This is a genomic window from Acidovorax sp. GW821-FHT10E04 (assembly GCF_059415185.1).
The window spans coordinates 1,032,849-1,058,922 of the sequence record NZ_JBWKMT010000001.1; the positions used below are offsets into that span (position 1 = coordinate 1,032,849).

General features: G+C 67.4%; 29 protein-coding genes. 17 read left to right on the forward strand and 12 right to left on the reverse strand.

What is annotated here, in order from left to right:
* Positions 1-69: 69 nt before the first annotated feature.
* Positions 70-564: a hypothetical protein gene (locus AC07OC_RS04690; protein WP_218338732.1), complete on the reverse strand. Its 495-nt coding sequence runs from the start codon at positions 562-564 to the stop codon at positions 70-72.
* 266 nt (positions 565-830) lie between these two features.
* Here AC07OC_RS04690 and AC07OC_RS04695 point away from each other — a divergent pair, with 266 nt between their 5' ends.
* The 3 genes from AC07OC_RS04695 (at position 831) to AC07OC_RS04705 (ending at position 2,928) form a co-directional block, all read left to right on the forward strand.
* On the forward strand, positions 831-1,205 hold the full coding sequence (locus AC07OC_RS04695) for a PilZ domain-containing protein (RefSeq protein WP_218295247.1): 375 nt from the start codon (positions 831-833) through the stop codon (positions 1,203-1,205).
* A gap of 216 nt (positions 1,206-1,421) precedes the next feature.
* Complete coding sequence (locus AC07OC_RS04700; protein ID WP_218295248.1) at positions 1,422-1,715, forward strand: DUF2249 domain-containing protein; 294 nt, start codon at positions 1,422-1,424, stop codon at positions 1,713-1,715.
* A 22-nt stretch (positions 1,716-1,737) separates the two neighbouring features.
* The gene (locus tag AC07OC_RS04705) at positions 1,738-2,928 is read left to right on the forward strand and encodes an NnrS family protein (RefSeq protein WP_218338733.1); all 1,191 of its coding nucleotides are present in this window, start codon (positions 1,738-1,740) and stop codon (positions 2,926-2,928) included.
* Positions 2,929-3,033: 105 nt separating this feature from the next.
* Here the strand turns inward: AC07OC_RS04705 and AC07OC_RS04710 are convergent, their stop codons facing one another.
* Positions 3,034-4,125: a helix-turn-helix transcriptional regulator gene (locus AC07OC_RS04710; RefSeq protein ID WP_218295250.1), complete on the reverse strand. Its 1,092-nt coding sequence runs from the start codon at positions 4,123-4,125 to the stop codon at positions 3,034-3,036.
* A gap of 264 nt (positions 4,126-4,389) precedes the next feature.
* Entirely contained in the window at positions 4,390-4,671 is a 282-nt protein-coding gene (locus tag AC07OC_RS04715; RefSeq protein WP_218295251.1) for a hypothetical protein, read from the reverse strand.
* Between the two features lie 325 nt (positions 4,672-4,996).
* Here AC07OC_RS04715 and AC07OC_RS04720 point away from each other — a divergent pair, with 325 nt between their 5' ends.
* The gene (locus AC07OC_RS04720) at positions 4,997-5,119 is read left to right on the forward strand and encodes a hypothetical protein (RefSeq protein ID WP_255590824.1); all 123 of its coding nucleotides are present in this window, start codon (positions 4,997-4,999) and stop codon (positions 5,117-5,119) included.
* A 229-nt stretch (positions 5,120-5,348) separates the two neighbouring features.
* On the opposite strand, the gene AC07OC_RS04725 is transcribed toward AC07OC_RS04720, so the two are convergent.
* Positions 5,349-6,446, reverse strand: a complete 1,098-nt coding sequence (locus tag AC07OC_RS04725; RefSeq protein WP_218338734.1) for a helix-turn-helix transcriptional regulator — start codon at positions 6,444-6,446, stop codon at positions 5,349-5,351.
* Between the two features lie 37 nt (positions 6,447-6,483).
* Positions 6,484-7,605: a helix-turn-helix transcriptional regulator gene (locus tag AC07OC_RS04730; protein WP_492245391.1), complete on the reverse strand. Its 1,122-nt coding sequence runs from the start codon at positions 7,603-7,605 to the stop codon at positions 6,484-6,486.
* A 312-nt stretch (positions 7,606-7,917) separates the two neighbouring features.
* Between AC07OC_RS04730 and AC07OC_RS04735 the strand changes: the two genes are divergently transcribed.
* The 7 genes from AC07OC_RS04735 to AC07OC_RS04765 all read left to right on the forward strand — a co-directional run bounded on the left by AC07OC_RS04735 (position 7,918) and on the right by AC07OC_RS04765 (position 13,822).
* The gene (locus tag AC07OC_RS04735; protein ID WP_218338735.1) at positions 7,918-8,355 is read left to right on the forward strand and encodes a hypothetical protein; all 438 of its coding nucleotides are present in this window, start codon (positions 7,918-7,920) and stop codon (positions 8,353-8,355) included.
* A gap of 46 nt (positions 8,356-8,401) precedes the next feature.
* Entirely contained in the window at positions 8,402-8,542 is a 141-nt protein-coding gene (locus AC07OC_RS04740) for a hypothetical protein (RefSeq protein ID WP_494600441.1), read from the forward strand.
* A gap of 50 nt (positions 8,543-8,592) precedes the next feature.
* Entirely contained in the window at positions 8,593-9,843 is a 1,251-nt protein-coding gene (locus AC07OC_RS04745; RefSeq protein ID WP_494600442.1) for an IPTL-CTERM sorting domain-containing protein, read from the forward strand.
* Between the two features lie 74 nt (positions 9,844-9,917).
* Complete coding sequence (locus tag AC07OC_RS04750) at positions 9,918-11,465, forward strand: IPTL-CTERM sorting domain-containing protein (RefSeq protein ID WP_494600443.1); 1,548 nt, start codon at positions 9,918-9,920, stop codon at positions 11,463-11,465.
* A 444-nt stretch (positions 11,466-11,909) separates the two neighbouring features.
* Positions 11,910-12,221, forward strand: a complete 312-nt coding sequence (locus tag AC07OC_RS04755; protein ID WP_218338738.1) for an HU family DNA-binding protein — start codon at positions 11,910-11,912, stop codon at positions 12,219-12,221.
* Between the two features lie 145 nt (positions 12,222-12,366).
* The gene (locus AC07OC_RS04760) at positions 12,367-13,278 is read left to right on the forward strand and encodes a DMT family transporter (RefSeq protein WP_218338739.1); all 912 of its coding nucleotides are present in this window, start codon (positions 12,367-12,369) and stop codon (positions 13,276-13,278) included.
* Positions 13,279-13,378: 100 nt separating this feature from the next.
* The gene (locus tag AC07OC_RS04765) at positions 13,379-13,822 is read left to right on the forward strand and encodes a helix-turn-helix domain-containing protein (protein ID WP_218295259.1); all 444 of its coding nucleotides are present in this window, start codon (positions 13,379-13,381) and stop codon (positions 13,820-13,822) included.
* 19 nt (positions 13,823-13,841) lie between these two features.
* Here the strand turns inward: AC07OC_RS04765 and AC07OC_RS04770 are convergent, their stop codons facing one another.
* On the reverse strand, positions 13,842-14,561 hold the full coding sequence (locus AC07OC_RS04770; protein WP_255590827.1) for an META and DUF4377 domain-containing protein: 720 nt from the start codon (positions 14,559-14,561) through the stop codon (positions 13,842-13,844).
* A 423-nt stretch (positions 14,562-14,984) separates the two neighbouring features.
* On the opposite strand from AC07OC_RS04770, the gene AC07OC_RS04775 reads away from it, so the two are divergent.
* Entirely contained in the window at positions 14,985-15,932 is a 948-nt protein-coding gene (locus tag AC07OC_RS04775; RefSeq protein ID WP_494600444.1) for a helix-turn-helix domain-containing protein, read from the forward strand.
* 146 nt (positions 15,933-16,078) lie between these two features.
* Positions 16,079-17,263, forward strand: a complete 1,185-nt coding sequence (locus tag AC07OC_RS04780; protein ID WP_255590828.1) for a serine hydrolase domain-containing protein — start codon at positions 16,079-16,081, stop codon at positions 17,261-17,263.
* Positions 17,264-17,562: 299 nt separating this feature from the next.
* On the opposite strand, the gene AC07OC_RS04785 is transcribed toward AC07OC_RS04780, so the two are convergent.
* Entirely contained in the window at positions 17,563-18,231 is a 669-nt protein-coding gene (locus tag AC07OC_RS04785) for a helix-turn-helix transcriptional regulator (protein ID WP_218338742.1), read from the reverse strand.
* Between the two features lie 69 nt (positions 18,232-18,300).
* Between AC07OC_RS04785 and AC07OC_RS04790 the strand changes: the two genes are divergently transcribed.
* The 3 genes from AC07OC_RS04790 (at position 18,301) to AC07OC_RS04800 (ending at position 20,549) form a co-directional block, all read left to right on the forward strand.
* On the forward strand, positions 18,301-19,752 hold the full coding sequence (locus tag AC07OC_RS04790) for an MFS transporter (RefSeq protein WP_494600445.1): 1,452 nt from the start codon (positions 18,301-18,303) through the stop codon (positions 19,750-19,752).
* A gap of 11 nt (positions 19,753-19,763) precedes the next feature.
* Positions 19,764-20,237, forward strand: a complete 474-nt coding sequence (locus AC07OC_RS04795) for a DUF2165 family protein (RefSeq protein ID WP_255590829.1) — start codon at positions 19,764-19,766, stop codon at positions 20,235-20,237.
* Between the two features lie 120 nt (positions 20,238-20,357).
* A complete protein-coding gene (locus tag AC07OC_RS04800) occupies positions 20,358-20,549 on the forward strand; it encodes a hypothetical protein (protein ID WP_494600446.1) in 192 nt (63 codons plus the stop codon).
* A gap of 692 nt (positions 20,550-21,241) precedes the next feature.
* Here AC07OC_RS04800 and AC07OC_RS04805 read toward each other — a convergent pair.
* From AC07OC_RS04805 to AC07OC_RS04820, 4 genes are all read right to left on the reverse strand, one after another.
* Positions 21,242-21,445: an IPTL-CTERM sorting domain-containing protein gene (locus tag AC07OC_RS04805; RefSeq protein ID WP_494600456.1), complete on the reverse strand. Its 204-nt coding sequence runs from the start codon at positions 21,443-21,445 to the stop codon at positions 21,242-21,244.
* 57 nt (positions 21,446-21,502) lie between these two features.
* On the reverse strand, positions 21,503-21,919 hold the full coding sequence (locus AC07OC_RS04810) for a hypothetical protein (protein WP_494600447.1): 417 nt from the start codon (positions 21,917-21,919) through the stop codon (positions 21,503-21,505).
* Positions 21,920-21,934: 15 nt separating this feature from the next.
* Positions 21,935-22,615, reverse strand: coding sequence for a hypothetical protein (locus AC07OC_RS04815; RefSeq protein ID WP_494600448.1), 681 nt, complete (start codon positions 22,613-22,615; stop codon positions 21,935-21,937).
* Between the two features lie 65 nt (positions 22,616-22,680).
* On the reverse strand, positions 22,681-23,988 hold the full coding sequence (locus AC07OC_RS04820) for a choice-of-anchor Q domain-containing protein (protein WP_494600449.1): 1,308 nt from the start codon (positions 23,986-23,988) through the stop codon (positions 22,681-22,683).
* Between the two features lie 223 nt (positions 23,989-24,211).
* On the opposite strand from AC07OC_RS04820, the gene AC07OC_RS04825 reads away from it, so the two are divergent.
* Positions 24,212-25,270, forward strand: a complete 1,059-nt coding sequence (locus AC07OC_RS04825; RefSeq protein WP_494600450.1) for a helix-turn-helix transcriptional regulator — start codon at positions 24,212-24,214, stop codon at positions 25,268-25,270.
* A gap of 464 nt (positions 25,271-25,734) precedes the next feature.
* On the opposite strand, the gene AC07OC_RS04830 is transcribed toward AC07OC_RS04825, so the two are convergent.
* A complete protein-coding gene (locus AC07OC_RS04830) occupies positions 25,735-26,040 on the reverse strand; it encodes a Dabb family protein (protein WP_218295268.1) in 306 nt (101 codons plus the stop codon).
* Positions 26,041-26,074: the final 34 nt, after the last annotated feature.

Here is a 26,074-nt window from a genome sequence, read left to right on the forward strand (position 1 = left end):
CGATGGCGCAAACGCGGTGCAGCGCGGCGCGGCCTTGCAGGGAGGTGCGCCGCGCGGTCCGTCAATCAGTCAGTCGCGGTGGCCATGTCCATGGCCCTTGCCATTGTTGCCGCGGCCCCGGTCATGGTCGCGGTCCTGCTTGCCGCCGTGGCGATGGTCGTCATCCCACCGGCGGTCATCGCGGCCAGGGCCCCGGTGCGGAGGGCCACGGCGTGGTGGCGGCTCCTGCACGAAGTACACCGGCTGGCTGCACGCGTTGTAGCGCGCGCAGTGCTTGCCCCAGTTCTTGGCATGGCCGGGCGGCACGTAGAGGTAGATCGGCGAGCGCGGCACCACGACCGCGGGGCGGTGGATGATGACCGGCTCGGCATACAGCAGCGGCGGCGGTGGCGCATTGCCGATGTTGATGCGGCCGTACACGCCGGGGGCCAGCTCGCCGCCCACCGTGGCATTGATGTAGGTCTGCGCATGCGCGCCGCCCGCCGCGGCGAGCAGCAGCGCGGCCGCCGCGCCAGACAGGAGGAGACGGATCGTGGACATCGTGGTCATGGTTGTGGTTTTCATCGGGAACTCCTTGCTTGTACCGCCCGGAACAGCACACGATGTGCGGCTGCGGTGCGCGGACCCTGATTTGTAACAAAGCCCGCCCTACCCTAAACCCGAATCCGCGCAAAAGATGTAAGCAAATGGCGACAGAACCGGGCTGCCCGCCGCCGCCCCACGCCGCCTGAGGCAGGTTCATCCGGCGGCCCGGCGTGCCCGGCAAATGCGTGCAGTCGCCGGGCTTGGAGTAGCATGTGCCACCACCCGCTTCGGTCCAGGAGACAGCGATGCCCCACGAACGCCGCCACTTTGTCCGCGTCGGCTTTGACGCGCCGGCCTTGCTGACCACGTCCACCGACGCCTTCAGCGTCCACGTGCAGGACCTTTCGCTCAAGGGCGCGCTGCTGGTGGCACCGGCGCAGGCGAACCTGCAGACCGGCATGCTGTGCCAGCTGACCATTCCCTTGGCCGAAACCGGCAACCACATCGCCATGTCCACCGAGGTCGCGCACGTGGAGGGGCTGCACACCGGTCTGCTGTGCCGCGGGATCGACCTGGACAGCGTGACCCACCTGCGCCGCCTGATCGAGCTGCAGCTGGGCGACCCCGCACTGCTCGAACGCGACCTGGGCGAGCTGACCGCGGCCTCCTCCCTTTCCTGAACAAGCGACGGCCCCCGGCGCCGAAGCCGGCCGGGCTTGCGGCGGGCGCAGGCACAGGCAGGCCCCGCCCTTGACCGCGCCGTGCCTGCCCGGGCTCGGCATGGCGACGGCATTCATCACGGCATCCCTCACGGCATCCATTCATTGACACTCATCAATTGACGTTCCGGCGGCACGCGCCATAATAGATTCATAAAACATGAATCTTTAAGCACCATGCAAGACCAAGCAACCACCGCAGCCACCATCGACGTGCGCGCAATCGCCCCCCGCGAGCGCCATCCGTCCATTTTTCTCGCCTTTGGCAAGCTGGCTGCCGGGCAGGCCATGGACCTGGTCAACGACCACGATCCCCGGCCGCTGTACTACCAGTTCCAGGAAGAACTGCCGGGCCAGTTCACCTGGAGCTACCTGGAGAACGGGCCCGCACAATGGCGCGTGCGCATCCAGAAACAACGCGCCCCAGGCCACGGCAGCGGGCAATGCTGCGGCGCTTGCGGCGGTGCGTAGCCCGGGCCGGGGCCCTACCGCCATGGCACTCCCTATCGGCATGGAAGAACCGCGCCCCGCCCTGTCCCGGGGGTTGGCCCTGTTCGCGCTCGGTTTCCGGCCGTTCTACCTGCTGGCAAGCGTGTTCGCAGCGCTGTCCGTTCCCTTGTGGGCGCTGCAGTTCTCCGGCGCGCTGGGCCGCCCCTATCTGGCGGGCCCGCTCTGGCATGCCCACGAGATGCTGTTCGGCTTCGCGCTGGCGGTCATCGTGGGCTTTCTCTACACCGCCGGCCGCAACTGGACCAACCTTCCCACCCCGACGGGATGGCGCCTGGGTGCGCTGGCCGCCCTGTGGGTGGCGGGACGGATTCTGGTGCTCACACCCTTCGCAGCCACGGCCGCCGTGGTGAACGTGGCGTTTCCGCTGGCCGCGGCGGCCAGCCTGGGCATTGCGTTCTGGAAGGCGCGGAACCAGCGCAACTATTTCTTTGTGGCGCTGCTCCTGCTGCTGGGCGCCGCCATGCTGCTTTTCCATCTGTCGCAGCTGGGCGTCTTTCCCGTCCCCGCAGGGCTCGGCATCCGGATCGCGCTGGACGTGGTTCTTTTCATCCTGGCCGTCATGGGCGGGCGCGTGATCCCGATGTTCACCAACAACGGCGTGGCGGGTGCGCAAGCAACCCGGCGGCCTGCCGTGGAAAAGGCCGCGCTGGGATCGGTGCTGGCCCTGCTCGCCGCGGACGCCACGGGCCTGGGCGGATGGCCACTGGCCACCATCGCGGCATTCGCCTGTCTGGCTCACACCTGGCGCTGGGCGCTGTGGCAGCCCTGGACGGCGCTGCGCGTGCCGCTGGTCTGGGTGCTGCACATGGCCTATCTCTGGATTCCCGTGCACCTGCTGCTTCGCTGCCTGGGCGACCTGGGCCTGGCGGCCTCCTCCCTGGCCACCCACGCCCTGACGGTGGGCGCGGTGGGCGGTCTCATCATCGGAATGATGACGCGCACCGCGCGCGGCCACACGGGGCGGCCCCTGCGCGCGGACCGCTGCGACACCGCCTGCTACCTGCTGGTGCTGCTGGCCGCCGCCGTGCGTGTGGCGGTGCCGCTCGCCAGCCCCGCGCAGACGGTGCACGCCAGCCTGCTGTCCGCCGCCCTCTGGTCGGCAGGCTTTGCGCTGTACGCCGTGCGCTACTGGCCGGTGCTGTCCCGCCCACGGGCCGACGGCCATCCGGGGTAGCGGCCGTGCGCCGCGCCGCCGTCAAGGCCATCTCCACTCCGGCGCCAGCCCACCGGGTCCGTGGTGCGTGCGTGGGCGCGTGCGCGCGGCTGGCCGTGCCCTCCCTCATGCCGGTGCGAAGAGGTAGTCCTGCAGCTCCAGCCGGCTTTGCACGCCCAGCCGTGTGTAGATCTGGCGGCGGTGGTAGGTGGTGGTGTTCTCGCTGATGCCCATCCGCGTGGCGATCTGCGCCTCGGGCAGGCCGCGCGCGAGCCAGTACGCAAGCTCGTGCTGGCGCTGCGGCAGGCCCAGCGCGCGCAACGCGGGCAGCAGCTGCGCCACGCGCGAGACCCGCTGGGTGATGTGGATGCCCGCCGCCCGGCCTTCGCCGGCCGCGGCGGCCATCAGCGTCGCGCGCAGCGAAAACGCGCCGCTGGCGTTGCGCAGGTCCAGCTGCGGCGGCGCGCGGACGCTGCCCCCCTGGCGGGCATGTTCCAGGCGCTGCAGCAGCGCCTGGAGCGCGGGCGGCAGTTCGGCACGCCGGTACCAGCGCGGCCCGAACGCCAGCGCCATCAGCCGGTCGGCCTGGGGCGATGTCCACAGCAGCTGCCCTTGCGGCGAGGCCACCAGCATGGCGCTTTCATGCACCACGCTGTCGTGCGCATCCACTTCGCCGGGCTGCAGGATGCGCGCCAGCCACGGCTCCAGCCGGGCCAGCAGGGCTGCGTCTTCGGCCCCGAAGCGCGGCGCCTGCGGCCTGCGATACAGCTTGAGCGCGCCCACGCCCGCCCCCTGTGGCGTGCGCAGCACCAGGCTCAGGCAGTCCAGCAGTTCCGCGGGGCGCAGCGCCAGGTTGTAGAAGTCGCTGCGCAGCAGCTCGCCCATCGGCACGGTGATCAGCTGCTCCATCACCTGCGGCCCATGGTCGTCGCGCACGGCGGCGGCGAAATCGTGGGCGCTGCGGCGGATCACCTTGTGCTCGCTCGCCCTCACCTGCGGCTCGAAGTACAGGTGCATCAAGTCACGCGCCAGCGATGGCTCGATGTACACATCCAGCGCGCCGTCGCTGCCAGGGTGGAAGTAGCCGCTCGTGTCGAAGGCGATCAGGTGGTGCAGCTCATGCAGCAGGGGTTCGATGAGCTGCGGACCGTTGACGTCCAGACAGGCCAGCTGTTGCAGGCGCGCCAGGGCGCGCCGCTGAATACGGGAAAAAGGCATGGAGTAGTTGAGTTATGTGCCACAGCGCATCCAGGCAATGCGTGGAGGCAAAGCTAGCACACCGGCCCCCCACAGCAACCCACCCCCAGGGGTGGGGCGCGGCGCCCCGGGGACGCATGGCCTCTGCTTTTTGGCGCCGGGCCCGTGGTGGCGCGGCGCCCCGGCCGGGCCGCCATGCAAGGTTTCAGCGCGGCCACGAACCGCCGCGTGTCTCTTTGGGGGTACCCGCCCCCCCGCAAGCCGCGCAGCATCCTCGCGGTTTCTTTAGAACAGGGATGAGGGTGACTGCCGTTCCCACTGGGGGGAAGGCTGCAGCTCGCCAAAATGGCTTGTCTCGGATTCAATCGCATCCTCGACCAGATGCAGCAGGTGCGCTGCCCGCAACTCGTCGTGCGGGTCGCGCACACCGGTGAAGTCGTGCCGCTCCACGCGGATGGACAGGCCTTCGAAGTTGGGATCGGTTTCTGGCAACCCCTGGGCCAGGGCCTCTATTCGCTCGAAGGCCTCGCGGGCGACCGTCGGCGCGACGGTGATGGTGATGGACATACCGCACCTTCCATTCTGGGCGCTGCGGTACTTACGGCGAACTGCCCAGCTCCGGTCGCAACCAAGGTTTGTCCCCATCATGCGCGGACAGGGCGAACAATGGTTTCCCCCATACCCCTGCGGACAGCGTGGTCGGCCTTCCAGAGGCAAAGCATCCACCGTCCGCTGCAAGGGTCCCGCCCTGCGGACAGGCCCGGCTTGCTGTCGCTGATTGCGCGCCCCACCAAACCCGCTCCCGCCAGGCCTTCCCATCGCGCCGCTGCGGTACATATCCAGCCCAATACTGTATATTTACACAGTATTCATATTTCCCTGGAGCGAAAACATGAAAACCGCCGCGCTCAGCCACGCCCTCCCCTGCTGGCTTTTTGCCGGAGCCACGACGCCCCTGCTCGTGGGCCTGTTCGCCGTTGCCCTCGTGCTGCGCAGGATTTGGAAATGGGCATGACCTCCGCACGCCCGGCCCTCCCACGTCATGGCTTGTTGTGCGGCGCCTTGGGGTCGTCCTGAGCCTGGTGGACCGGGTTCACGCCCCGACGGACCGCTGAGCCCTGCTGCCGGCTCTGGCCGCCGGCCTGCTGTTGCTGGCATGGCTGGCTGGCTACCGCATGGCCAGAGTGCTCCCAATTTGATAGCTTATAGCGCATGATGCACAAGCGCCAGCGTGCCAAAACACCTCAGACAATATCGCCCACAGCCAGGCACTCGAGCAGCTCCGCCCGGCTCGCCACGCCCAGCGCCGCATAGAGCTGCCGCCGATGGTAGACCACCGTGTTCGCGCTGATGCCCATGCACCCGGCGATGCGCGATTCGGGCAGGCCGCGCGCAAGCCAGTAGGCCAGTTCGCGCTGGCGCGGGGGCAGGCCGGTGCGGCCGAGCGCCTCCAGCAGGCGGGCCGCGGGGGCCACGCGCTGGGTGATGTGCAGGGCCACGGCCTCGCCGGGGCCGGTGGCCGCGGCCAGGGGCGCGGCGCGCAGGTGGAACGCGCCGTGGGCGTTGCGCAGCGCCATTTCCGGCGCGGGCGCACCGGGCAGGCGCAGGCGCTGGATGAGCAACTGCAGCGCATGCGGCAGCGGCGCGCGGCCCGCGCCGCGCCAGCGCCAGCCCAGCGCCTGGGCCATGAGCGCCTCGGCCTCGGGCGAGGCCCACAGTGGCTGGCCCAGGGGCGTGGCAACGAGCACGCCCTCGCGCAGCACCTCGCCGCCCGCGTTCACGCCGCCGGGCCACAGCGTGCGCGCCAGCCACGCCTGCAGCCGCGCCAGCATGGCCAGGTCTTCGTCGGCAAAGGGCCGCGCCCCGGGAGGGCGGAACAGGAACAGCATGCCCACACCCTGGCCCATGCCCTGGCCTTGCGGCGCGCGCAGCGGCAGGCTGAGCCAGTCGGCCACGCCGGCGGGGCGCATCACCACGTTGTAGTAGTCGCTGCGCAGCAGCTCGGCGGGGGGCACGCGCAGCATCTGCGCCAGCGACTGCGGGCCGCGCGGGTGGCGGGCGATGTCGTCGCCGTGCTGCAGCACGTTGTGAAAGACCCGCGCCTCGCTCGCCAGGATGCGTGGGTCGAAGTGGTCGGGCACGGCGGCCTGCACGGCGGGGTGTTCCATGTGCACGTCCAGCTCGCCGCCCGCACCGGGGTAGAAGTAGCCGCTGGAGTCGAAGCCGATGAGCGCGTGCAGCGAGGCGAGCACGGGCGCGATCAGCTCCGGCCCGCTCGCATCCAGGCGGGCGAGGTGGCGCAGGTGCGCAATGGCGTTCGTCGCCTGGTGGTGCGTGGGCATGGAGGGCCGAATCTATCGGCCCCGCGCGCCGCGCGGCCTACCCCAGGGGGGTAGTTGTCGATGGGGGTGGCAGCAGCCGCTCGGCCAGCCCCTGGCGGCCCTGCACGCCCAAAGCGTCGTAGAGCTGGCGGCGGTGGTAGGCCACGGTGTTGATGCTCACGCCCATGCGCTCGGCGATCTGCGACTCTTGCGCACCGCGCACGAGCCAGTAGGCCAGCTCGGCCTGGCGCCGGGGCAGGTCCTGCGCGCGCAGGTGCGCGAGCAGCCGGGTGCCGCGCGGCACCCGGCGGGTGATGTGGATGGCGGCCGCCTCGCCCGCCCCCGCCACGCCCGCCAGGCGCGTGGCGCGCAGCGAGAACGCGCCGTGGGCATTGCGCACCGCCACGTCGGGCAGCGGCGCCTCGCCGTCCGTGGCGGGCCAGAACAGGCGCTGCACCAGCAGGCGCACCACGTCCGGCAGATCACTGCCGCCGCCCGCGCGCCAGCGCGTGCCCAGGGCCAGCGCCAGCAGCGCCTGCGCCTCGGGCGACATCCATTGCAGCCGCCCATCGGGCGACACGACGAGCAGGCCCTGGCCGCAGACCTCGCTGTCGCCACCGGCCTCGCCCGGATCCAGCGGCTGCAGCGCGCGCGCCAGCACGGGTTCGAGGCGGCCCAGCGCGGCGGCGTCCTCGGGCGTGAAGCGCCGGTCCGCCTCGCGGCGGTACAGCCACAACATGCCGACACCCTGGCCCGCGCGCGTGTGCAGCGGCAGCTTCAGGCCATCGCCCACGTCGCCGGGGCGCAGCACCGCGTTGAAGAAGTCGCTGCGCACCAGCTCGGACAGGGGCACCTTGGCCATCTGCGGCAGCATCAGCGCGCCGCGTTCCACGCGCAGCGCCTCCTGAAACAAGCGCGCACCCCGGTGCATCACCCGCGCCTCGCTCGCCAGGATGCGCGGGTCGAAATAGTCGGGCATCGCGGCCTGCAACACGGGGCTCTCCACGAACACCTCCATCTCGCCGCCCGCGCCGGGGTGGATGAGGCAGCCCGCGTCGAACCCGATCAGGTGGTGCAGCTCGCCCAGCACGGGCGCGATGGCGTGCGGCCCGGTGGCATCCAGGCAGGCCAGTTGCCGCAGATGGGCGGCGGCTTGGGTGGCGCGGCGGGGCGTGGGCATGGTTTTTTTCACGAAAGCGCGAATGTAGCGCGCCGCGCCGCCGCACGACTACCCCGCCGGGGTGGGGCCGCACGGGCGGTGCGCCCCTAGCCTTGCGCGCATCCCCACGGCGGGCCGGCCCGGCTGCCTGGATACATCGACAGGACGTGCGCAAACAAGGATGCCACAGCGGCCTTGCCATGGTGCAAACGTCTTTCCGGAACCCGTTCTTGCGTAAATCCTCATCGAATTTGATAGCTGCCAGCGCTTGTACAGCAAGCGCTTTCGGCCATTTTTACTTCAAACCAAAACCTTGTCCTCGTGAACACTGCCATGCCCCTTGCCATCACCCACACCCTCGCCGCGCTGGCGCTGGTCGCCACCACCGCCAGCGCCTGGGCGGCGGGCGCCGCCGACCCGGCGCACTTTCGCCTCACGCCCGCGCTGCTGGACCGCATGGAAGCGGCGGCGGCCGAGCTGCGCAAGCTGCCGCAGGCGCCCGGGAGCAGCGGCGATGAGGACGACGACGCCGACGCCGAGTCGGTCGAGGACCTCGCCCGCAAGCTCGACGCTCACCCCCAGGTGCGCGCCGCGCTGGCGCGCCAGGGCCTGACCAGCCGCGAATACGCCACCGCCACGCTGGCCGCCCTGCACGCGGGCATGGCGCTGGCCGTGGAGAAGGCGCCCGGCGCCCAGCCCGCGCCAGGCTTCACGCCCGAGCAGCGCGCCAACGTGGAAGTGATGCGCGCGCGCCGCAAGGGGCGGCCTTGAGCGCTCTTTTTCACGTCCTTTTCCCAACGACAGCACATCCAGAGGAATGCTTCTTTCCATGCCCGGCCACAGCCAGCCCTGGTGGCGCGCTCCCGACGCCCCCGTCACCTACCTCGGCGACGAGGACGAATGCTCCATCGCCGCCAAGGACCAGCGGGCGCGATTGGAATCACTCCTGATTCGATAGCTTCCAACGCTTGACAAATAAGCGCCGGTGGCACTTTTTAACCACAACCCATGACACACGCCATGCACCACCCCCTGCGCCACTGGCTCGCAGCCGTGCTGGCCACTGCCGCGGCCTGCGCGGCGCAGGCCGCGCCGTTCGCCATCACCAGCACCGGCACCATCGACCAGTCCACCTTCGCCGAAATCCGCGATGGCGAGCGCTACGCCGTCACAATGGTCTACGACAACGGGGGCAATACCGCCCAAAGCCAGACATGGCGGCCCGCCGACCTCAGGTGCGTCATCTGGCGCATGAACAATGCCGCCAACGTGGTCTACACGCAGGCCAGCTTCAACGGGGCGCAGTTCTCGGGCCCCTTTACCGCCACGGATGCCAGCGGAGCGCTGCTGCCCAACGGCTTGAACATCACCAGCCTGGCCAGCAACAACAACCCCTACACCGTCGATGGCTTGGTGCTCGCCACCGCCCCGAGCTGGAATGCCGAGTTCAGTGGGAGCATCAATACTTTCAGCGAGGGCATATCGGGCGGTCGGAGCTTCCGGCAGCTCAATCTGGGCCTGCGCATAGGCACCGCCAACCCCGTCGCCGTCGCCAGCGACTGCGAGGCACCGCCGCTGCCGCCGGGCGTGCCCACCCAGGCCGCCGCCACGCCCGGCGATGGCGAAGTGGCCGTGCGCTGGCAAGCACCCGCGGGCGGCGCGGTGAGCGCCACGCCGGTGAGCTACACCGTCACCGCCCTGAACCTGAGCGCCGTCAGCGGCACCTGCACCGCGCCGCACCCCGCCACCAATTGCACCGTGAGCGGTCTGAGCAACGGCACCAGCTACCGCTTCCTCGTGAGGGCGGCCGCAGCGGACGGGTCCATCTCCCCTCCTTCATTGGCCTTCGCGACACCCAGCGCCAATCCCGCCCCTGGCGCCCCCACGGGCGTGACGGCCCAGCCCGGCAACGGCCAGATCACACTGAACTGGCTGGCACCCGTGGGCGGCACGCCGCCCGTGAGCTACACCGTCACGGCCAGCCAAGGCGGCGCCAGCTGCACCGTGCCAGCGCCCACCACCCGCTGCACCGTGCCGGGCCTGACCAATGGCACGGCCTACACCCTCTGGGTGACGGCCACCGGAGCCAATGGCAGCGTGTCCGCCAACTCGTTCCCGCTGGTCATCGCCACGCCCCGCGCGATGCCTCCAGGCCCCGGTGGTGTGCAACCCGTGCCCACGCTGTCGCAGTGGGGCGTGCTGCTGCTGAGCGTGCTGGTACTGCTGGCAGTCGTTCGCCGCCGTGCCATCAACTCCTGATTCGATAGCTGCCAGCGCCTTTCCATAAAAGCGCTGGAGCCACTTTTAACCACAAAAAAGAGGATCTCACCCCCATGCACTCACCCACCACCCACCACCGCAGAGCCCTGCGGCGCCTGCTGCACGCCAGCGCGCTGTGCCTGGGCATGGCCGCCGCCCATGCGGGCTGGACCCCCATCGCGCCCATGGACGAGGCCCGCACGCTGCACACCGCAACCCGGCTGGCCGATTCCACCGTGCTGGTGGCGGGCGGCGACACCGGCAACGTGGATGGCGGAAACAACCCCATCGCCCTCGCCACCACCCGCCTGTACAACCCCGCGGCCAACACCTGGAGCAGCGGCCCCGACCTGCCCAGCCCCCGTTTCGGCCACACCGCCACCCCGCTGCCCGGCGGCAATGTGCTGCTGGTCGGCGGGCGGGAGGCCGGCCCGGTGAACAGCGCCAACGCCAACAGCCTCCTCTACAGCGCCCTGACCAACACCTTCGCCGCCAGCACGGGCCAGCTGACGCTGCGCCGCTCCCACCACACCGCCACGCTGCTGCCCAATGGCACCGTGCTCGTGGTGGGCGGCCGGGGCATCGCGGGGCAGGAGGCGCTGTCCTCCGTGGAAATCTTCGACCCCGTCACCGGCACCTGGTCCAGCGGCATCGACCTGCCCGCCCGCAGGCGCGAGCACACCGCCACGCTGCTGCCCGATGGCCGCGTGCTGGTGGTGGGCGGCTACGACAACGGCAACATCGCCGCCCAAAGCGCCTACCTGCGCGACCCCGCCACGGGCGCATGGACGGAGGTGCCCGTGCCCGCCCTGAACACCTTCTACCGTGCGCGGCACACCGCCACGCTGTTGCCCGATGGCCGGGTGCTGGTGGCAGGCGGCAACAGCCACGTCACGACCACCCTGGTGTTCAACCCCGCCGACAGCACCTGGGCGGCGGGCCCGAATCTCCCCGCTGTCGAGTTCGGCGGCAACAGCGCCACCCTGCTGCCTGGTGTCCCTGGCAACGTGCTGGTGGCAGGGGGCGACAGCGCGGGTGGCGCCAGCGTCATCGCCTCGACAGTCTCCTTTGCCTCCGGCCCGGGTCAAGCCACCCGGCAGCCCGACTTGGTCACCGCCCGCCGGGGCCACACCGCGACCCTGCTTGCTGGCGGCCAGGTGCTGGTGCTGGGCGGCGAAACCACTGGCAACGCCGTCACGAACACCGGCGAGCTGTACACCCACACCGCCCCCCTGCCCCCCGCCAACGTCACCGCCCAGCCCGGCAACACCCAGGTCACCGTGCGCTGGCAACCCCCCGCAGGCACCGGAACCACGCCCGCCCACTACACCGTCACCGCCCAGCCCGGCGGCCGCACCTGCACCGCCAACTACCCCGCGACCAGCTGCACCGTGACGGGGCTGACCAACGGCACGCCCTACACCTTCACCGTTGTCGCTTCCGCCCTGGGCGGCATCGACTCGGCCCCCTCGGCGCCGCCCGCCGCCGCCACGCCCAGCGCGGCGGCCCCCGGCGGGCCGGGCAACGCACAGGCCGTGCCCACGCTGTCGCAGTGGGGCGTGCTGCTGCTCAGCGCGCTGATGCTGCTCGCAGGCGTGCGCCTCCGCGCTGTGGGCTCCTGATTCGATAGCTGCCAGCGCAGCCCCGACAAGCGCCGGCAGGGTTTCACAGGCCAGCAGCAGGGCGCCGGCAATTGCCAGCCCCCTCACGCACAGGGGCGGCCGTGGCCACCGCGCAGGGCACGCCCGGAGGCTTGGCCAACCACCGCCGGTGTCGAGCAGACCCGCACTGGCCAGGCAGACCGGGCGCCCTGTGGGCTCTCTGTGAGCGCCTTTTCTTTTGCCTGGAGGGAAGCGGGTGTGCAAGCAGCCGCAAATCTGCGCGGATCCCGCTCAAGAGGGCTGGGAGGGAAAGACGGTCAACCAACCGATCAGCGGTCAAGCGCTGGCCGAGAGGACCGGGGCGGAGTGCTTGCCAAAGGTGCCGCCCGGCACCGAGCGACGGCGTTCCGGGTGTCTGCGCTATAACTCGACTTTCCCCATCTCTTTGCATCGAGAGCCACCACCATGAACCGCGCCGAACTCGTTGACATCCTGGCCTCCAGGAACAACCTGTCCAAGACCGCTGCCAATGCGGTGCTGGAAACCCTGATCGAAGCCGTCCAGACTGCCGTCAAGAAGGGCGACGCCGTTCAACTGGTGGGCTTTGGCACCTTCAAGTCCGCCAAGCGCGCTGCGCGCACGGGCAAGACCCCATCGACCGGCGCGGCGCTGAAGATCCCTGCCAGCACGGTGCCCAAGTTCGTGCCCGGCGCCAGGTTCAAGGCGGTGGTGGATCCCAGGGCGGCCCAGCGCAAGGCTGAAAAGGCGGGCAAGTAAGCCTGCGTCCGTCGCGCTGGCCCGGGGCCGGCGCGGTCCTGTCTCTTCAGACGCCAGGAGTTTTGCGCGCAGTGCGCGCAACCCTTGCGCTTCCTTGTGTTGTGTGTCGAGACGACCGGACTCCTTCCATCCTGTGCCCCTTCCGATGAAGCTTTCCGCATTCCAGTCCATCCGGCGCGAGACCGCAGGTCTTTGGCTGGGGGTGCTGGGCGTGGCGTTTTTTGGCATCACGCTGCCCGCCACGCGCCTGGCCACCGGCACGGTCGATGCGCCGCAGTTGTCCCCCTGGTTCGTGACGCTGGGGCGCGCCGCGCTTGCGGGCATGCTGTCCGTCCTGTTTCTCGCGCTCACCAGGCCGCCCTTGCCCACCCGGGTTCAGTGGAAGCCGCTCGGGATGGCCGTGCTGGGGAACCTGCTGGGATATCCCTTGCTGCTGGCCTATGCCCTGCGCACCGTGACGGCTGGCCATGCGGCAGTGATCACGGCCCTGCTGCCCCTGGTCACCTCGGTGTGTGCCGCCTTGGTGCTGCGCCAGCGCGCGCGCCCGGGGTTCTGGGTTTGTGCCTTGCTGGGCAGTGCGCTGGTGGTGGCGTTCTCGGCGCTGCGGGCGCACAGTGCTGGCGGCCATGGGTTGGGCTTCGAGGTCGCGGATCTGCTCCTGGTCGGGGGCGTCATTGCCGCCTCCGTGGGATATGTCTACGGGGCGCAGGTGACTCCTGCACTGGGTGCCGAGCGGGTGATCTGCTGGGTGTGCGTGATGGCCCTGCCGGTGACGTTGCCCGCCACTTTCCTGTTGTGGCCCACGCAATCCGTGTCGGCGACTGCGTGGGCGGGATTCGTCTATGTGGGAGTGTTTTCCATGTGGGCCGGGTTCTTTGCCTGGTACCGCGGCTTGGCGCTGGGGGGTGCGCTGCGCGTGGGCCAGGTACAGCTCTTGCAGCCGTTCTTTGCCATTGCGGCATCCATACCGCTGCTCGGTGAACCGGTGGATGCCACCACGCTGGGGTTTGCGCTGGCGGTGGTGGCGACCGTGGTGGTGGGGCGAAGGTTTGCGTGACACGGTCGCTGCCAGCTGCGTCCCGGGCCGCCGGTGCAAGCCGGTCATGTCGTCAGTGTCGCGCCCTGCGGGGTGCGTGCAGATCACGTACCATCCGCCCATGAATTCCTTCTCGAACGCATTCCGGGCCGAAGTCGTGCGCATGGCGCGCAAGGAGCTCAAGCCTGAGTTGCAGAGCATGCGCAAGGCGATCACGAACCACCGCTCGGAGATCGCTGCCCTGAAACGCGAAGTCAAGTCGCTCGCTTCGCAGCTCAAGGCTGCGAAGCGTCAGCCCCCCGTGGCGGAAGAAACCCCGCCTGTTGCCAAGAAGGCCATCGCACAGGGGTCGAAGGCGGAGTTCCACCCCGAGGTCGTCCGGCAGATGCGCGCCGCATTGGGCATCACCCAGGCGCAGATGGCGCAGTTGCTCGGTGCCTCGCAGTTGTCCGTGAGCCGGTGGGAGTCGGGCAAGGCGCGTCCTCGGGCTGCGCAGCTGGCGCGCATTGACGACCTCCGGAGCATGGGGCCGAAAAATGCCCGGCGAAAACTGGGGCACGCCTGAAGTCAGTCGAGAACCTGCCTCAGCGCACGGTCTCCGTCTCCACCACCATGTCCAGCACGTAGGCGTAGGCCGATGCATCGGCCGGCACGTTCTGGCGCTTGAACCGGTTCACGCGCAGCACCGTGCGGGTGCCGCTCTCGTGGGCAAAGCCCTGGATCTCGTCGTAAAACAGGCTCCATGGGCCTTCCGACTGCTTCACGCCGTCAGCGGAATAGCGGATCTCGCGCACGCGCAGGCATTGAGCGCCCTTCATCACGCCGTGGCTGCAGGCCGCCCGCTGGGGCGCGACCTCCAGGAACAGTCGTTCGCCTGCGCTGCCGTACAGTGTCTGCGGCGTGGGCGTGCCCGCCAGTTCCCAGCGGCTGCCGTCGCCAAAGTGCAGGACCATGCGCGGCTGTGATGCCCCGCCGGGCAGCAGATCCAGGCGCTGGGCACCCGGCAGCTGGGCCAGCACCTGCTGCTCCAGGGCCATCAGCGCGCTGTCGGGGCAGGCGCGCAGCGTGCTGGTGGGACGCGCCAGCTGGATGCGATGGCCGTCGAGCTGGTATGCGGCTCCCACGGCATTGCAGAGGTTGCGCACCAGAAGCTGCCCCTTGTCGAACTGCAGCCGGACGGGCGCGCGGCCGTCCAGGCGCCAGTGGGCGGCCGCCCGCCCCTGGCTGTCCACCGCGGACGTCACATCCCACACATGGGACTGCACTGCGCCCGGCAGGCTGGCAGGCGGAAAAGGCTCTGGCATGGGTGCTCTTGGAGGTGGTGCAACCGTGGCACACGCCGACAGCAGCAGGGCTGCAGCGAAGGTGGTCGCAGCCCGAAGGGGTAGCCAGGGGCGATCAAGTCTCGTTGTCATTGCAAAGGGTTGATTTCTGATGGGTGGAGTGCCCGCACGCAAGCTGCGGGGCCGTGAACAGAGGCCATGCCAAGGGCGGCAAAGTACCTTCGATGCCCGTGCTTCCAATTGGTTCACGCCGGGGGGTGTCACGGCTTGCATGGCTTTGACCTGGTGGGCATCGGGAACACCTTTCGCGCCGCCCTGGCGCTGCTGCCAGCCGCCCGTCGCTTGACGGTCGGCCACGCCGACTCCTGGGCCCCACAACTTGCGCCAGGTGGCCAAGCCGGTGGGTGCCGCGTTATGCTTGCCCATCAATCGCCGAGGTCTGAGATGCGAAGCCTGAGCTCCTGGTCGTCGGAAAATCTGCCTGAATCCATGCGGTTGCGGGGCTGGCGCGATGCGCTGCATGCCGAAGTGCTGGAGATGGACGCCTTGCCGCTGCAGCGAGACGGTTTCTTCGGCAGCATTGAGCGCTGCACGCTTCACTGCATCCTCCCGCACCAAGCACGGGGTGCGCCGCAGAAGGTCCTGCGCTCCGCCGCAGAGATAGCCCGCGGCCCGCGCAATGCCTACTACCTGCTATCGCAGCCCCAGCTTCCATGGCGCGCCGTACACGTGGGCCGCACGAGCATTTTGCAGCCCGGGGATTCCATCCTCATCGACTCTCGCGAACCCTACGAGTTCGACTTTGGCGTTGGCCTGGACGACCTGTCGGTCGAACTGCCCATTGATTGGGTTGAACGGTGGCTGCCCGAGCCTTCGCGGCTCATTGGACGCCCGCCGCGGGGCGACGCTGGCTGGGGGCTGGCGCTGCGTGGCATCAAGGAGGCGTTGGTTCCTCGCGGCCTTGTGGATCGACCCTGCTCCCAGGACGAGTTGATCGAAGACCAGTTGGGAGGACTGCTGTCACTACTGGACGATGTCGATGGTGCGCAGCGCCCCGCCATGCAGGTGGCCTACGAACGGTCCCTCCAGGTCATGCGCGCCCGTTTCATGCAGCCTGGGCTGACAGCGGCAGAGGTTGCAGCCGATGCCGGCTTGTCGCTGCGCACGCTGCACCGGGCGATGGCCGCGCAAGGCCAGGGATACCTGACCACGCTCATGACCCTGCGCGTGGAGGCCGCAGCGGGCCTGCTCGCTCAGCCGCGGTTTCGCCGGCTGGGGGTGGGCGAGATTGGCCGGCGCTGCGGCTTCACCGATGCGTCGCATTTCGCTCGCCAGTTCCATCGGCAACGCCAGATGACGCCACAGGCTTTCCGGGCGCATGCATTGCGCTGACAAGGCAGGCCGTCGCTGGCACATGGCGGCCAGAGACCTGGCGTGATACGGCCAGCCGCAGCGCACTTCGTTTCCTAGACTTTCCTCGCTGACGCCCGCAATGCTGCGGCGTTGAAGCGAGTGACTAAAAATTCCCAGGAGACAACATGAACATGAAAAATGCGCTCGACGAAATTCTTGCCGACGGCGTGAAACGAGGTCACGCACCGGGCGTACTGGCTCTCGTAGCCGATCGGGACGGCATCCTGTACGAAGGAAGCGCCGGTGAGCGCCAGTTGGGAGGCGGTGCGGCCATGGGCCCCGACACGGTGTTGTGGATTGCTTCAATGACCAAAGCGATTACTTCGGTAGCCGCCATTCAGTGCGTCGAGCGCGGCCTGCTGAACCTCGATGCGCCAGCTTCCCGTGTGGTGCCTGCCATTGGCGCGCTGGGGGTGTTGACCGGTTTTGACGCGCAAGGGCAACCGATCACCCGCCCACCGAAGCGCCCGATCACGCTGCGGCATCTGCTTTCGCACAATTCCGGCTGCAGCTACGAGATCTGGAACCCCGACATGCAAAAAGTGCAGGCGGCGCTCGGCATCCCCGGAACCATCGACTGCCGCTTGAAGGCGCTGGAACTGCCTCTGGTGGCCGACCCGGGCGAGCGTTGGGAGTACGGCATAGGCATCGACTGGGCCGGCCGCATGGTCGAGGCCGTGACCGGCCTCACGCTGGGCGAGTTCATGCACCAGAACCTCTGGGGGCCGCTGGGCATGACCAGCACGGGCTTCCATATCACGCCCGACATGCGCCAGCGCCTTGCCGGCGTACACCTGCGCGGCGAAGACGGCGCCTTTGCCCCCTTCCCTTTCGAGATCACTCAGGAGCCCGAGTTCCACATGGGAGGTGGCGCGCTCTACAGCACCGCAGGCGACTATGCCCGCTTCATGCGCATGGTGCTCAACCTCGGCCAACTAGACGGCGAGCGTGTACTGAAGCCGGAGACGGTGGTCAGCCACCTGATGCTCAACCAGATCGGCAACGCGCGAGTGAGCCTGCTCAAGGCTGCCATCGCGCTGACCGCTGACGCGGAGTTCTTCCCGGGCCTGCGAAAAACCTGGAGCTTGGCATTCCAGATCAATGAAGAGGAAGCCCCTACGGGCCGCCCCGCAGGCAGCCTCTCGTGGGCCGGCCTGGCCAACAGTTTCTTCTGGATCGATCCGCACACCGGCATCGCCGGACTGCTGGCGACCCAGACCTTCCCTTTCGCGGATGCAAGGGTCATGGATCTGTTGTACGCCTACGAGAAAGGCGTCTACGACGCCCTGCGCCGGACAAGGAAGGGATAACGGACAAGGTCGTACCGCCAGCGCCACTCAACGGTGGCGCTGGCCAAGTAGGCAAACAGCAAACAGGAAATGCATGCCGCCGTTGGGAAGGAGCAAGGAGCAGGCGGTATGCACCAGGCCGAAACTGAAAAATCCACCCCTGCCGACGAGCCGCCGAGGCCAAGTCTTCGGCTGTGTTTTTTTTGGGTCAGCCCTCAATGGCAGCCACCGGGAAAAGCAGCCCGTGGACTGCCGGGCTTTCACGACCACACTCCACCTGCAGCAGGCCGATCTCACCTTTGCAGGTGTCTTGAGAGCGCTCAGGACTGGCGGTTGACGGCAACGATGCGGTACACGCAACGCGTCGCGCCCGCCAACAGATGTTGCTCACGACTGACTCGGGCATCCGCACCAGCGACTTCCTGGAATAGCTGCAGTTCCGAACGGCAAAAACCCTGGCAGGTGCGCGCGGCGATGCAGATCGGGCAGTGGTCCTCGATCAACAGCCAGCCGCTCCGGTCACGTTCGACACGCGCCATGTAGCCTTCTTCGGTACGAACGGTGGCGAGCTGTTCAAGCCGCTCCTTCAGGGTCCGGCCTTTGCAGACCTGCAAATACGTGGCCCGCGCCTCGGCTTCGCGCTGCGCGATCAGACGGTCCATCCCTTCTTCGCCAAACAACGCGCGCACCGACCCGATCATCTGTACGGCCAGCTGCGCATGCGTGTCCGGGAACCGGCCGTTGCCGGCCTCGGTCAGCACCCAGTTCTGGCGCGGGCGCCCCACGCCAGGCAGCGCTTCCTGCCGCCCCTCGATCCATCCCGACGCCACCAGTTTCTGGACTTGCTGCCGGGCCGCCTCCGGCGTCAGGTCCATCGCCGTCGCAAGCATGGCAGTGGATGCGGAGCCCTTGGACTTGATGAAAAAAAGGATGCGATCCGCCGTCGGCAGATCTGCCTTATTTTCAAAGTTTTTACTTGTATAAAGCATGGCACCCACTTAATATGCAAGGAATGACTTGGATTTTAAGCCATCCCGTTTTCCCCTCTCCGTGAATCCATGAGTTCTCCTGTGTCCCCTTCCCTTTCTCCTTCTGTTTCAACGGCCACCTGGAGCGACTTGTTCACCGGCACGAATGGCTGGCTCGCCCTGGCCCTCACCGGTGGCGTGGCGCTGCATGCGGTCAACGTGCACATCGTGACCACTGTATTGCCGTCGGTGGTCCGGGACATCGGAGGGCTGGACTGGTACGCCTGGAGCACCACTCTCTTTGTGGTGGCCTCCATCCTGGGGGCCGTGCTGTCGGTTCGGCTGCTCGGCGTGGCGGGGCCCCGCGACGCCTGCATGGCGGCGTTGGCGGTGTTCGCGCTCGGCTCGGCCATCTGCGCCGGTGCGCCGTCCATGCCGTGGATGCTGGCCGGGCGCAGCGTGCAGGGCCTGGGAGGCGGCACACTGGCCGCGTTGAGCTATGCGCTGATACGGATCGTTTTCGCGCCTGCGCTGTGGCCGCGCGCGGTGGCCCTGGTGTCCGGCATGTGGGGCGTGGCCACCCTGTGCGGGCCGGCCGTGGGCGGCCTGTTCGCGCAGGCGGGACATTGGCGATGGGCGTTCTGGACCCTGTTACCCGTGGCGCTGCTACAGGCGCTGCTGGCCGCCCTGAAGCTGCGTCCTGCACGCACCCAGGCCGCGGCCGTCCCTGCGCAGGCGGGCATCCCTTTGGCCCAGGTCGTGTTGCTGATGGCATCGGTGATGGTAGTCGCCGTGGGCGGCCTCTCGTCGGCACTGATGGTGCAGGGGGCGGGTGTCGCAGCGGGGCTGGCGTTGGGCGCCGCGGCGATTGCATGGGATCGCCGGGCATCCGTGCGCTTGCTGCCTTCGGGCGCCACGCGGCTGCGCTCACCTTTGGGAGCGGTCTATGCGAGCATCGCCTTGCTGCTGATCGGCACCACCACCGAGATCTTCGTGCCCTACTTTCTGCAGGTGCTGCAGGGCCTGACGCCACTGGCCGCGGGCTACCTCACCGCCGCCATGGCAGCCGGCTGGAGTGTGAGCTCGCTGGTGTCTTCGGGATGTACCGGAGCCCGCGCCGAGCGCCTGCTTCGCACGGGACCGATGCTGTGCGCGGCCGCCCTGCTGGCCCTGGCGGTGCTGGTGCCTGCCGGCGCCGGTCTGCCGGCGAGCGCAGGAATGGCGCTTTGCGGTGTGGCGTTGGCAGGCGTCGGCGCCGGCGTGGGCATGGGCTGGCCGCACCTGGTCACCCGCTTGCTGACACTCGCTCCGCCCGGTGAAACCGACACGGCGTCGGCCGCCATCACGACGGTGCAGCTCTATGGCATGGCGATCGGGGCGGCGATGGCAGGGCTTGTGGCCAATGCAGCGGGGCTCACCCGCCCAGGAGGCGCGGCGGGCGCACAGTCTGCCGCGCTGTGGCTGTTCGCTACCTTCGCGCTGCCGCCCGCAGTGGCCATACTGCTGGCGCGCCGGATCACCCGTCGGCAAGGAATTTCGTGATGGGGGCCGGTATGTCACAGGAGCTGTTCCTGGCGGTCCATGCCTTGGGCCTGGCGATCTGGCTGTCCATCAGCGTCATCAACAACTGCCACGCGCTTGGCGGCTCTACAGCTGCCATCGGCGCAACGATGTCGATGGCGCCGCTGAAGCAGCAGCCCGCGATCGACACGCCACTCCTTTCACGGGCCATCGATTCGCCCACCGTTCACCGACTCGCGCTGCTGTGGGTGCTGGCGCTGCAGACCGTGGCGGCAGCCGCGTGCTGGGCGGGCTGCTGGCAACTGCTCGCCGTGGGCGACCTGGTCACCGCCCGGCCCTGGCTGAACCTGGCCTTGAGCACCTTCGCAGCGTTCTTGTTGTCCATGCATCTCGGGGGGCTGTGGTTCGGCTATTGGATCCGGCAACAGAGCCTGCAACTGACCCACATCGCCCTGCTGGTCTGGGTGGCTGCTGCCTTTGTTGTCTTCAATATGGCGTGGGCATAGGCGGGGCAGTACCAAGTGCTCCGCCCATCGGTGCCTGAAAACTGGGAAAGGCTCCCCAACAGAGTACACGTCAGGAGCGGAGGCTGACTGGCGGCCTGAAGGACGTTGAAGCGGTCGGGTGTGCCTTACCTGAACCCCTATCAGGTTCGCCACGCCTCTGCCTCCACCCTGCCGACCTCTGGCCAGAACCCCTGGTACGTCGCCCAGCAGTTGGGACATGAAGACGTGGAGATGTTCCGGACCTGCGGAAAGTTCATCCGCAAGGACTACCAGAAGTCCAAGGCCGAATTGCGCATTGTGGGAAGCGCCTGATCGGTGCGATTCGCGTGCGATTTCGGTGCGATTCTCAGCACCCTACGAAGACACTTCGGGGCAAAGAAAACCGCCACAGACTGGCCGTTTCCAGTGTGTGGTGGTGTCTTGGATGGGGCATGGGGGTACAAAACGATGGATGAGGGCAGCCGGCGGGGGTACAGATTCCCCTATGGCGAACCCCCTTCTACAGAGGGAAGTGGGGGTACAAAACACCGATTTCACCAGATTTCTCTGGTTGTACCCCCATTTGTACCCCCAGTTTGCGTTGGCTGGGGATGGACAAGCCTGGACGGCCATGGACGCTAAGTCCTTGATTTACCAAAGAAAAAGGGCGTCCACTGGATTAGTGTGGACGCCCTTGGACGGGTGTATGGTGGGCTGGCGTCTACTGAATGATTTATGGAAACAGCTTATATAAGCCAACTTTCACGACAAAAACCCGTCTTGTTCCCCGGCTTGTTCCCCGGTCTTTACATCCTTCATTTTGCTCATATTTCAAGCGTTTTGCGGAATCGAAGTTGATGGCATTTGGTCTGCGCGAAGCCTTGGCGCACTAGGTGAATTTGTTCGGGCGATCTCGAAAGACTCCTGCACAAAAAAAGGCGGGCTGTTGCCCGCAAAAGATGGAGTGAACTCACTAACGACTCAATAGCTGCTTACGCCCGCTGCATAGTTGCTTCAGCCTCTTTTTATGCAGAACGCTGCTTGCGCCACCGCCACGCGCCCACCCCCACCATCAGGGCGGACAGCAGCAGCAGCCCCCATTCGCCCAAGGTGGGCACGGCGTTGACGCCGCCCGGCGTGGGCGGTGTGGCGGAGAGTGCCCAGGTGCCGCCCGGTTCGCCGTCCCATTGGCTCGAATAGGCGTCGCCCGAGTCGATGTTTCCACACATCACGGCGCCCTGCACGGTGAGACCCGGTGGCGCGTTGCACAGTCCATTGTGGGCGCCTCAGTAGTGGATGTTCATGAAGTCGATGTGGTCGCCCTGCGCATGCGGGGCGGGCGTTTGCCAGCGCTGCACGGCGACGGCGAGATCCAGCACCCCGCCCATGGTGGTGGCCGTGATGTAGGCCAGCGACACCTGCGGGTCGCTGCTGGCATAGGTGGTCAGTCCATCGGTAAACGAGAACGAAGTCACCTGCGCCGTGATGTCCTGGTTGCTGAGATTGTTCGGCAAAGGCGACGCCGTGGAGAACGAGCCTGCCTGCCCCATGGCCGTGGTGTAGGCGCCGCAATTGCCGGCAAGGCAGTTGGTGAAGTTGTGCAGGGCGGGCGCGGTGTAGGCCGGGCCCGTGTAGGTGTAGGTGGCGGCCCAGGCGCCGGCCTGGAGGAAGGCGGCAGCCAGCAGTGTGAGGGTTTTCTTCATGGAAGCGGGTGAGTTTTAAGAAGTGAGATTGCGCCGCCCGCGCAGGGCCAGGCCCAGCAGGCCGGCGGCGGTCAGCGCCAGGGCGAAGGGGTTGTCCACCGGCACGGACTGCACGCCAGCGGAGGGGCCTGGAGGCGCCAGGGCGCCTGGGTCGGCCCAACTGGTGTTGTCGTCCCAGGTGCCGTTGCCCTCGCTCTGGGTACACGTGTCGCCACCCCCAGGCGCTGGGGCAGTGGTCAGGCAGATCACGTTGTGACGGCTGCGAGAGGTCGTGTTGACGTCGTCCAAGCGCATGTTGGCGCCGTTATGCGGCCCGGATTGCTGCCAACGCGTAGCGAGTATCTGCAGCTTGGTCAGTTGGCCTGCGGCATCGGTGGTGGCTTGGGCGAAGTTCAGCGTGACCAAGGGGTCGCCGCTGGCATAGACGACCAGGCCGTCAAAAATCGAGAACGCTGTGATATTGCCCAGAGGGATGGAGTCACTCGTCATGTTGGGCGGGAGCGCCACAGTGGTGGTGATCGTGGCCGTCGGCCACATGGCGGTGCTGAAGTTGGCGCAATCGCCCACGCCACAAGGGGCGATGAAGTTGTGCACAGTGGCCGAGTCGTACAGGTTGCTGGTGTAGCTATAGGTGGCGGCCCAGGCGCCCGTGTGGGCGAATGCGGCCAGGGTGATGAGGGCTAGTTGTTTTTTCATGGCAAGAGGGTGTGGCAGAAAAAGTGCCACCAGCACTTATCTAGCAAGCGCAGAAAGCTATCTTTTTAGGAGTTCTTGCGCCGCCCACGCAAGGCAAGGCCCAGTAGACCGACGGCCGCCAGCGTCAAGGCAAAAGGGTTGTCCACGGGCACGGCCTGCACGTTGCCGCCCCCGGCCCAGATGCCCAGGGCCGATTCATAGGCCCCGATGTCGGCCCGCCCCATCTGCACCCGGGCGGTGCCGGGCTGGTCGGTGGCGGGTATTTGCCCTGTGGTGGGGCCGGCGTTAATGGCAGGGCTGCCCGCTTGCAGTGCGTGGATGGGGGCGATCAGGTTGTTGACGTAGGCCAGCGGCCCCAGCAGCGGGTTGGCGCTGGCGATGTCGCCTGCCGCGCCAAAGCCGCAGGTGGTGCCGCTATCGAGGTTGTTGCCGCCGGATTGCAGTTGGTCCGTCAGGTTCCAGCAATTGATGCCCACCGTCGGGTTGGCCACGATGCTGCCGCTGATCTGGGCAGGACCGACCGCTGCCAGTTGGGCACCGCCCGGCTGGGTGGCTGTGTTGGCAGCGATGGTGGCAAAGCGGACGTCGGCAGTGCCGTTGGCCGTCACGCTGATGCCGCTGCCTTGTGGCGCCGTGTTGCCCGAGATAGTGGAGTTGACGAGGTGCAGCGTGCCGCCGACGCCGATGCCGCCCCCGCTGCCGGCAGGGCTGGCCACGGTGTTGTTGTCGATGGTGCTGCCGCTGATGTGCGCGGTGCCGCCGACGCGCACCATGACCCCGCCACCGGCAATACCAGCGGTGTTGCCGGTCACGACGCTGTCGATCAGGTGGAGTGTGGCCGTGTCGTGCACATAGATGCCTCCGCCCTGCTTGGTGGTGGAGCTCGCTGAACTGTTGCCTTGCAACCCCACCCGAGTGAGTGTGGCCGTTCCGCCCCCAACGACCAGGCCGCCCCCAAACGCCGAGCCCGCGCCGGTGCCGCCGATGATGGCGAGGTTGGTCAGGTTGACGGTGTGGTTGCCGGTGATTTGCAGCACCAGGCGGTCGCCGCCACCGTTGATGGCGGTGGCACCCGCGCTCACGCCCATGCCGTTGATGGTGAGGTCGCTGCTGATGGTGAGGAGGTTGTTTGCGGGCGCTTGCGTCAGCTCGTAGTTGCCCGAGTACAGAGTGATGGTGTCGGCGCCGGGCAGCGCGTTGGCCTCCTGTATGGCGGCGCGCAGCGAGCAGGTGCCCGCTACGCCCGTGCCGCACATGCCGTCCCCTGGGGTGGGGTCGCTCAGGTCAGCGGCGGTATCGACGACCAGGGTGGCGGCCTGCGCCCAGGCGCAGGCAGTGAGGGCGAGCAAAGCGGCGATGCATTGTTTTTTCATGTGATACGGGAGCAAAAACTTCTATCCCAAGCACTGTAGAAAATCTCATCCCCCGCCGCCACGCCCCTAGGGGGGTGAAGCTCATTGCATGCCAGCACCCCCTTGGGGGTGGGGCAAAAAAGTTATCCATGTGCTAAGTTGTTGCGTGCGCAGCGCATTGATACGTTGCGACGTACAACTAGATCGCGGCTCCATGTCTCTTCCCCGCATTCAGCAATAGGCCGTGGCGCGCCTGCAACAAATGGCCTGCCTGGATTTCAGCGGGCCGGAGCTTATCGAACCTGTGCTGCATGAACTGCATCGCTTGATCGGCTTTGATACAGGCGTGTACTTCCACCCCGATACCGACGGGGTGTGGGATGCGTATAGCGAACCCTCGGCCGCGCGCGAGTGGATGCACCTCTATTTCGATCCGCAGCTGAGAGCGTCGGAACTCAAGCTGGTGCGCTACAGCCTGCACGACTTCGCTGCCGCCATGCGCCACGAGCATGGAGTGCTATCGATGGAGCAGATCATCACCGTGCCGCGCCATGAGTTCATGCGCAGCGAGTTCTACAACGAGTTGGCGCGGCCGTGCGAGTGGCAAGACTTTCTGAGCCTGGTGCTGCGCACGCCGCAGAGCCAGGGCGTCGGCTCGCTCAAGCTGTGCCGCAAGCCTGGTGCACCCCGCTTCGCGCCTGAAGACGCCGCCATGCTCGGGCGGCTGGAACCTTGGCTGGCGCGCATCCTGCAGCCTGGCGAACTAGATCCGCAGGGCAGCGTATTGGTTGACAGTGCCACGCTGGTGGCCACGCCACAGGGCCGGCTGCTGTGGACGTCCCCCCAGGCAGACAAGTTGATGGCGTTAGCCTTTGGCTTGCGGTGGTATCAGCGCAACGAGCTGCCATGCGCGCTGCGGGTGTTGCTGGAGCGCCTGCGCTCCGTGGTGAAAGGTGCCGCGCCCGTACTGCCGCAGATGGACCTCCATAACGCCAGCGGCTTGTTCTCGCTGCGCGCCACACAGATGACCGACGTCAAGGGCGAAGACCGGGCGGTGGGCATCCACATCGCGCAGCGGGTACAGCGCGTGACGCAACTGCTGCCCGCGCTGCGTGCGCTTGGGTTACCGCAGCGCCAGCACGAGTTGGCCTACTGGCTGGCACGCGGCCTGCCCGAAGATCAGATCGCTGCGCACATGGGTATCAGCACCCACACTACTACGTCCTATCGACGCCAGATCTATGACCGACTACGTGTCCACAATCGCCAGGAGCTGCAGGCACTCTTGTTTACGCTGCATTGAAGCCCGGCGAAGGGGGATTTGACCTCACGTTTTTCGGCGCAATGCAGTCATCGAAAGATAGGACCGGGCTCTCCGCCGACGGACCCTCTCGAATGCCGACCACCAGCTCCGCGTGCGGTCCGCGATGCGCTGTCTCGCCCGGACTCCAACGATCAGTTCTAACAGCTTGCGAGATCAATTGAGGCCGCCATGGCGGCCACGTTGCACTAGGATCTCCCGTGCATAGCCAGACCGCGAGAAATCCGACCGAGCAGGCTCTGAAGGATCAGGCCCGCACCGTCGTGCCGAGTCTCGAATTGCTGACTACGCTCCCGTGAACTGAATATCGTCGGCCAAATTATTTACCTTCGCCCAGAGCTGGGCGTCTTTTTTCTGTGTAAATAGCAGCAGCGGAAACAGGCGTAACTTGCCCTCTATGGCCGCCACAGCTGGGCAGAAGTTCGTATGCCAGGTACTACCTAGGACTATTGCAATTGCAGGGGCGCTGCGCCATCGAAAACCACAAGTCGCTGGATGTATGGCCCCATATAGGTCTTCATTTCCACATGGGCCGGACTGGCCTGGTAAGCGTCGTGCGCGGGGCGGCCCTTGAACGCAGACACCACCGCATGGGTGTAGCCATCGGATCGAGCTGCTTCATTGGCGCCAAAGTGGTAGGTCAGCACATCCGCGCATTCTTGGCGAATCCGCACGGCATAGGCCTCCACTTTGTGGAAAAACTCGGGGCCGGCATCGGGAATGAACTCCATCATGACGAGGTGCATGTACATGGGCAGGGATCTTTCTGATTCGTGGGGATGCACG

Bases quoted from the DNA above. Each gene is read 5' to 3' on its own strand.
- AC07OC_RS04785 (WP_218338742.1), bottom strand. From the start codon at position 18,231: ATGCTTTATACAAGTAAAAACTTTGAAAATAAGGCAGATCTGCCGACG.
- AC07OC_RS04695 (WP_218295247.1), top strand. From the start codon at position 831: ATGCCCCACGAACGCCGCCACTTTGTCCGCGTCGGCTTTGACGCGCCG.
- AC07OC_RS04810 (WP_494600447.1), bottom strand. From the start codon at position 21,919: ATGAAGAAAACCCTCACACTGCTGGCTGCCGCCTTCCTCCAGGCCGGC.
- AC07OC_RS04755 (WP_218338738.1), top strand. From the start codon at position 11,910: ATGAACCGCGCCGAACTCGTTGACATCCTGGCCTCCAGGAACAACCTG.
- AC07OC_RS04820 (WP_494600449.1), bottom strand. From the start codon at position 23,988: ATGAAAAAACAATGCATCGCCGCTTTGCTCGCCCTCACTGCCTGCGCC.
- AC07OC_RS04740 (WP_494600441.1), top strand. From the start codon at position 8,402: ATGCTTCTTTCCATGCCCGGCCACAGCCAGCCCTGGTGGCGCGCTCCC.
- AC07OC_RS04795 (WP_255590829.1), top strand. From the start codon at position 19,764: ATGTCACAGGAGCTGTTCCTGGCGGTCCATGCCTTGGGCCTGGCGATC.
- AC07OC_RS04770 (WP_255590827.1), bottom strand. From the start codon at position 14,561: ATGCCAGAGCCTTTTCCGCCTGCCAGCCTGCCGGGCGCAGTGCAGTCC.
- AC07OC_RS04710 (WP_218295250.1), bottom strand. From the start codon at position 4,125: ATGCCTTTTTCCCGTATTCAGCGGCGCGCCCTGGCGCGCCTGCAACAG.
- AC07OC_RS04790 (WP_494600445.1), top strand. From the start codon at position 18,301: ATGAGTTCTCCTGTGTCCCCTTCCCTTTCTCCTTCTGTTTCAACGGCC.
- AC07OC_RS04830 (WP_218295268.1), bottom strand. From the start codon at position 26,040: ATGTACATGCACCTCGTCATGATGGAGTTCATTCCCGATGCCGGCCCC.
- AC07OC_RS04725 (WP_218338734.1), bottom strand. From the start codon at position 6,446: ATGCCCACGCACCACCAGGCGACGAACGCCATTGCGCACCTGCGCCAC.
- AC07OC_RS04815 (WP_494600448.1), bottom strand. From the start codon at position 22,615: ATGAAAAAACAACTAGCCCTCATCACCCTGGCCGCATTCGCCCACACG.
- AC07OC_RS04775 (WP_494600444.1), top strand. From the start codon at position 14,985: ATGCGAAGCCTGAGCTCCTGGTCGTCGGAAAATCTGCCTGAATCCATG.
- AC07OC_RS04720 (WP_255590824.1), top strand. From the start codon at position 4,997: ATGAAAACCGCCGCGCTCAGCCACGCCCTCCCCTGCTGGCTTTTTGCC.
- AC07OC_RS04760 (WP_218338739.1), top strand. From the start codon at position 12,367: ATGAAGCTTTCCGCATTCCAGTCCATCCGGCGCGAGACCGCAGGTCTT.
- AC07OC_RS04765 (WP_218295259.1), top strand. From the start codon at position 13,379: ATGAATTCCTTCTCGAACGCATTCCGGGCCGAAGTCGTGCGCATGGCG.
- AC07OC_RS04735 (WP_218338735.1), top strand. From the start codon at position 7,918: ATGCCCCTTGCCATCACCCACACCCTCGCCGCGCTGGCGCTGGTCGCC.
- AC07OC_RS04715 (WP_218295251.1), bottom strand. From the start codon at position 4,671: ATGTCCATCACCATCACCGTCGCGCCGACGGTCGCCCGCGAGGCCTTC.
- AC07OC_RS04690 (WP_218338732.1), bottom strand. From the start codon at position 564: ATGAAAACCACAACCATGACCACGATGTCCACGATCCGTCTCCTCCTG.
- AC07OC_RS04705 (WP_218338733.1), top strand. From the start codon at position 1,738: ATGGCACTCCCTATCGGCATGGAAGAACCGCGCCCCGCCCTGTCCCGG.
- AC07OC_RS04700 (WP_218295248.1), top strand. From the start codon at position 1,422: ATGCAAGACCAAGCAACCACCGCAGCCACCATCGACGTGCGCGCAATC.
- AC07OC_RS04730 (WP_492245391.1), bottom strand. From the start codon at position 7,605: ATGCCCACGCCCCGCCGCGCCACCCAAGCCGCCGCCCATCTGCGGCAA.
- AC07OC_RS04745 (WP_494600442.1), top strand. From the start codon at position 8,593: ATGACACACGCCATGCACCACCCCCTGCGCCACTGGCTCGCAGCCGTG.
- AC07OC_RS04750 (WP_494600443.1), top strand. From the start codon at position 9,918: ATGCACTCACCCACCACCCACCACCGCAGAGCCCTGCGGCGCCTGCTG.
- AC07OC_RS04805 (WP_494600456.1), bottom strand. From the start codon at position 21,445: ATGTGTGGAAACATCGACTCGGGCGACGCCTATTCGAGCCAATGGGAC.
- AC07OC_RS04780 (WP_255590828.1), top strand. From the start codon at position 16,079: ATGAACATGAAAAATGCGCTCGACGAAATTCTTGCCGACGGCGTGAAA.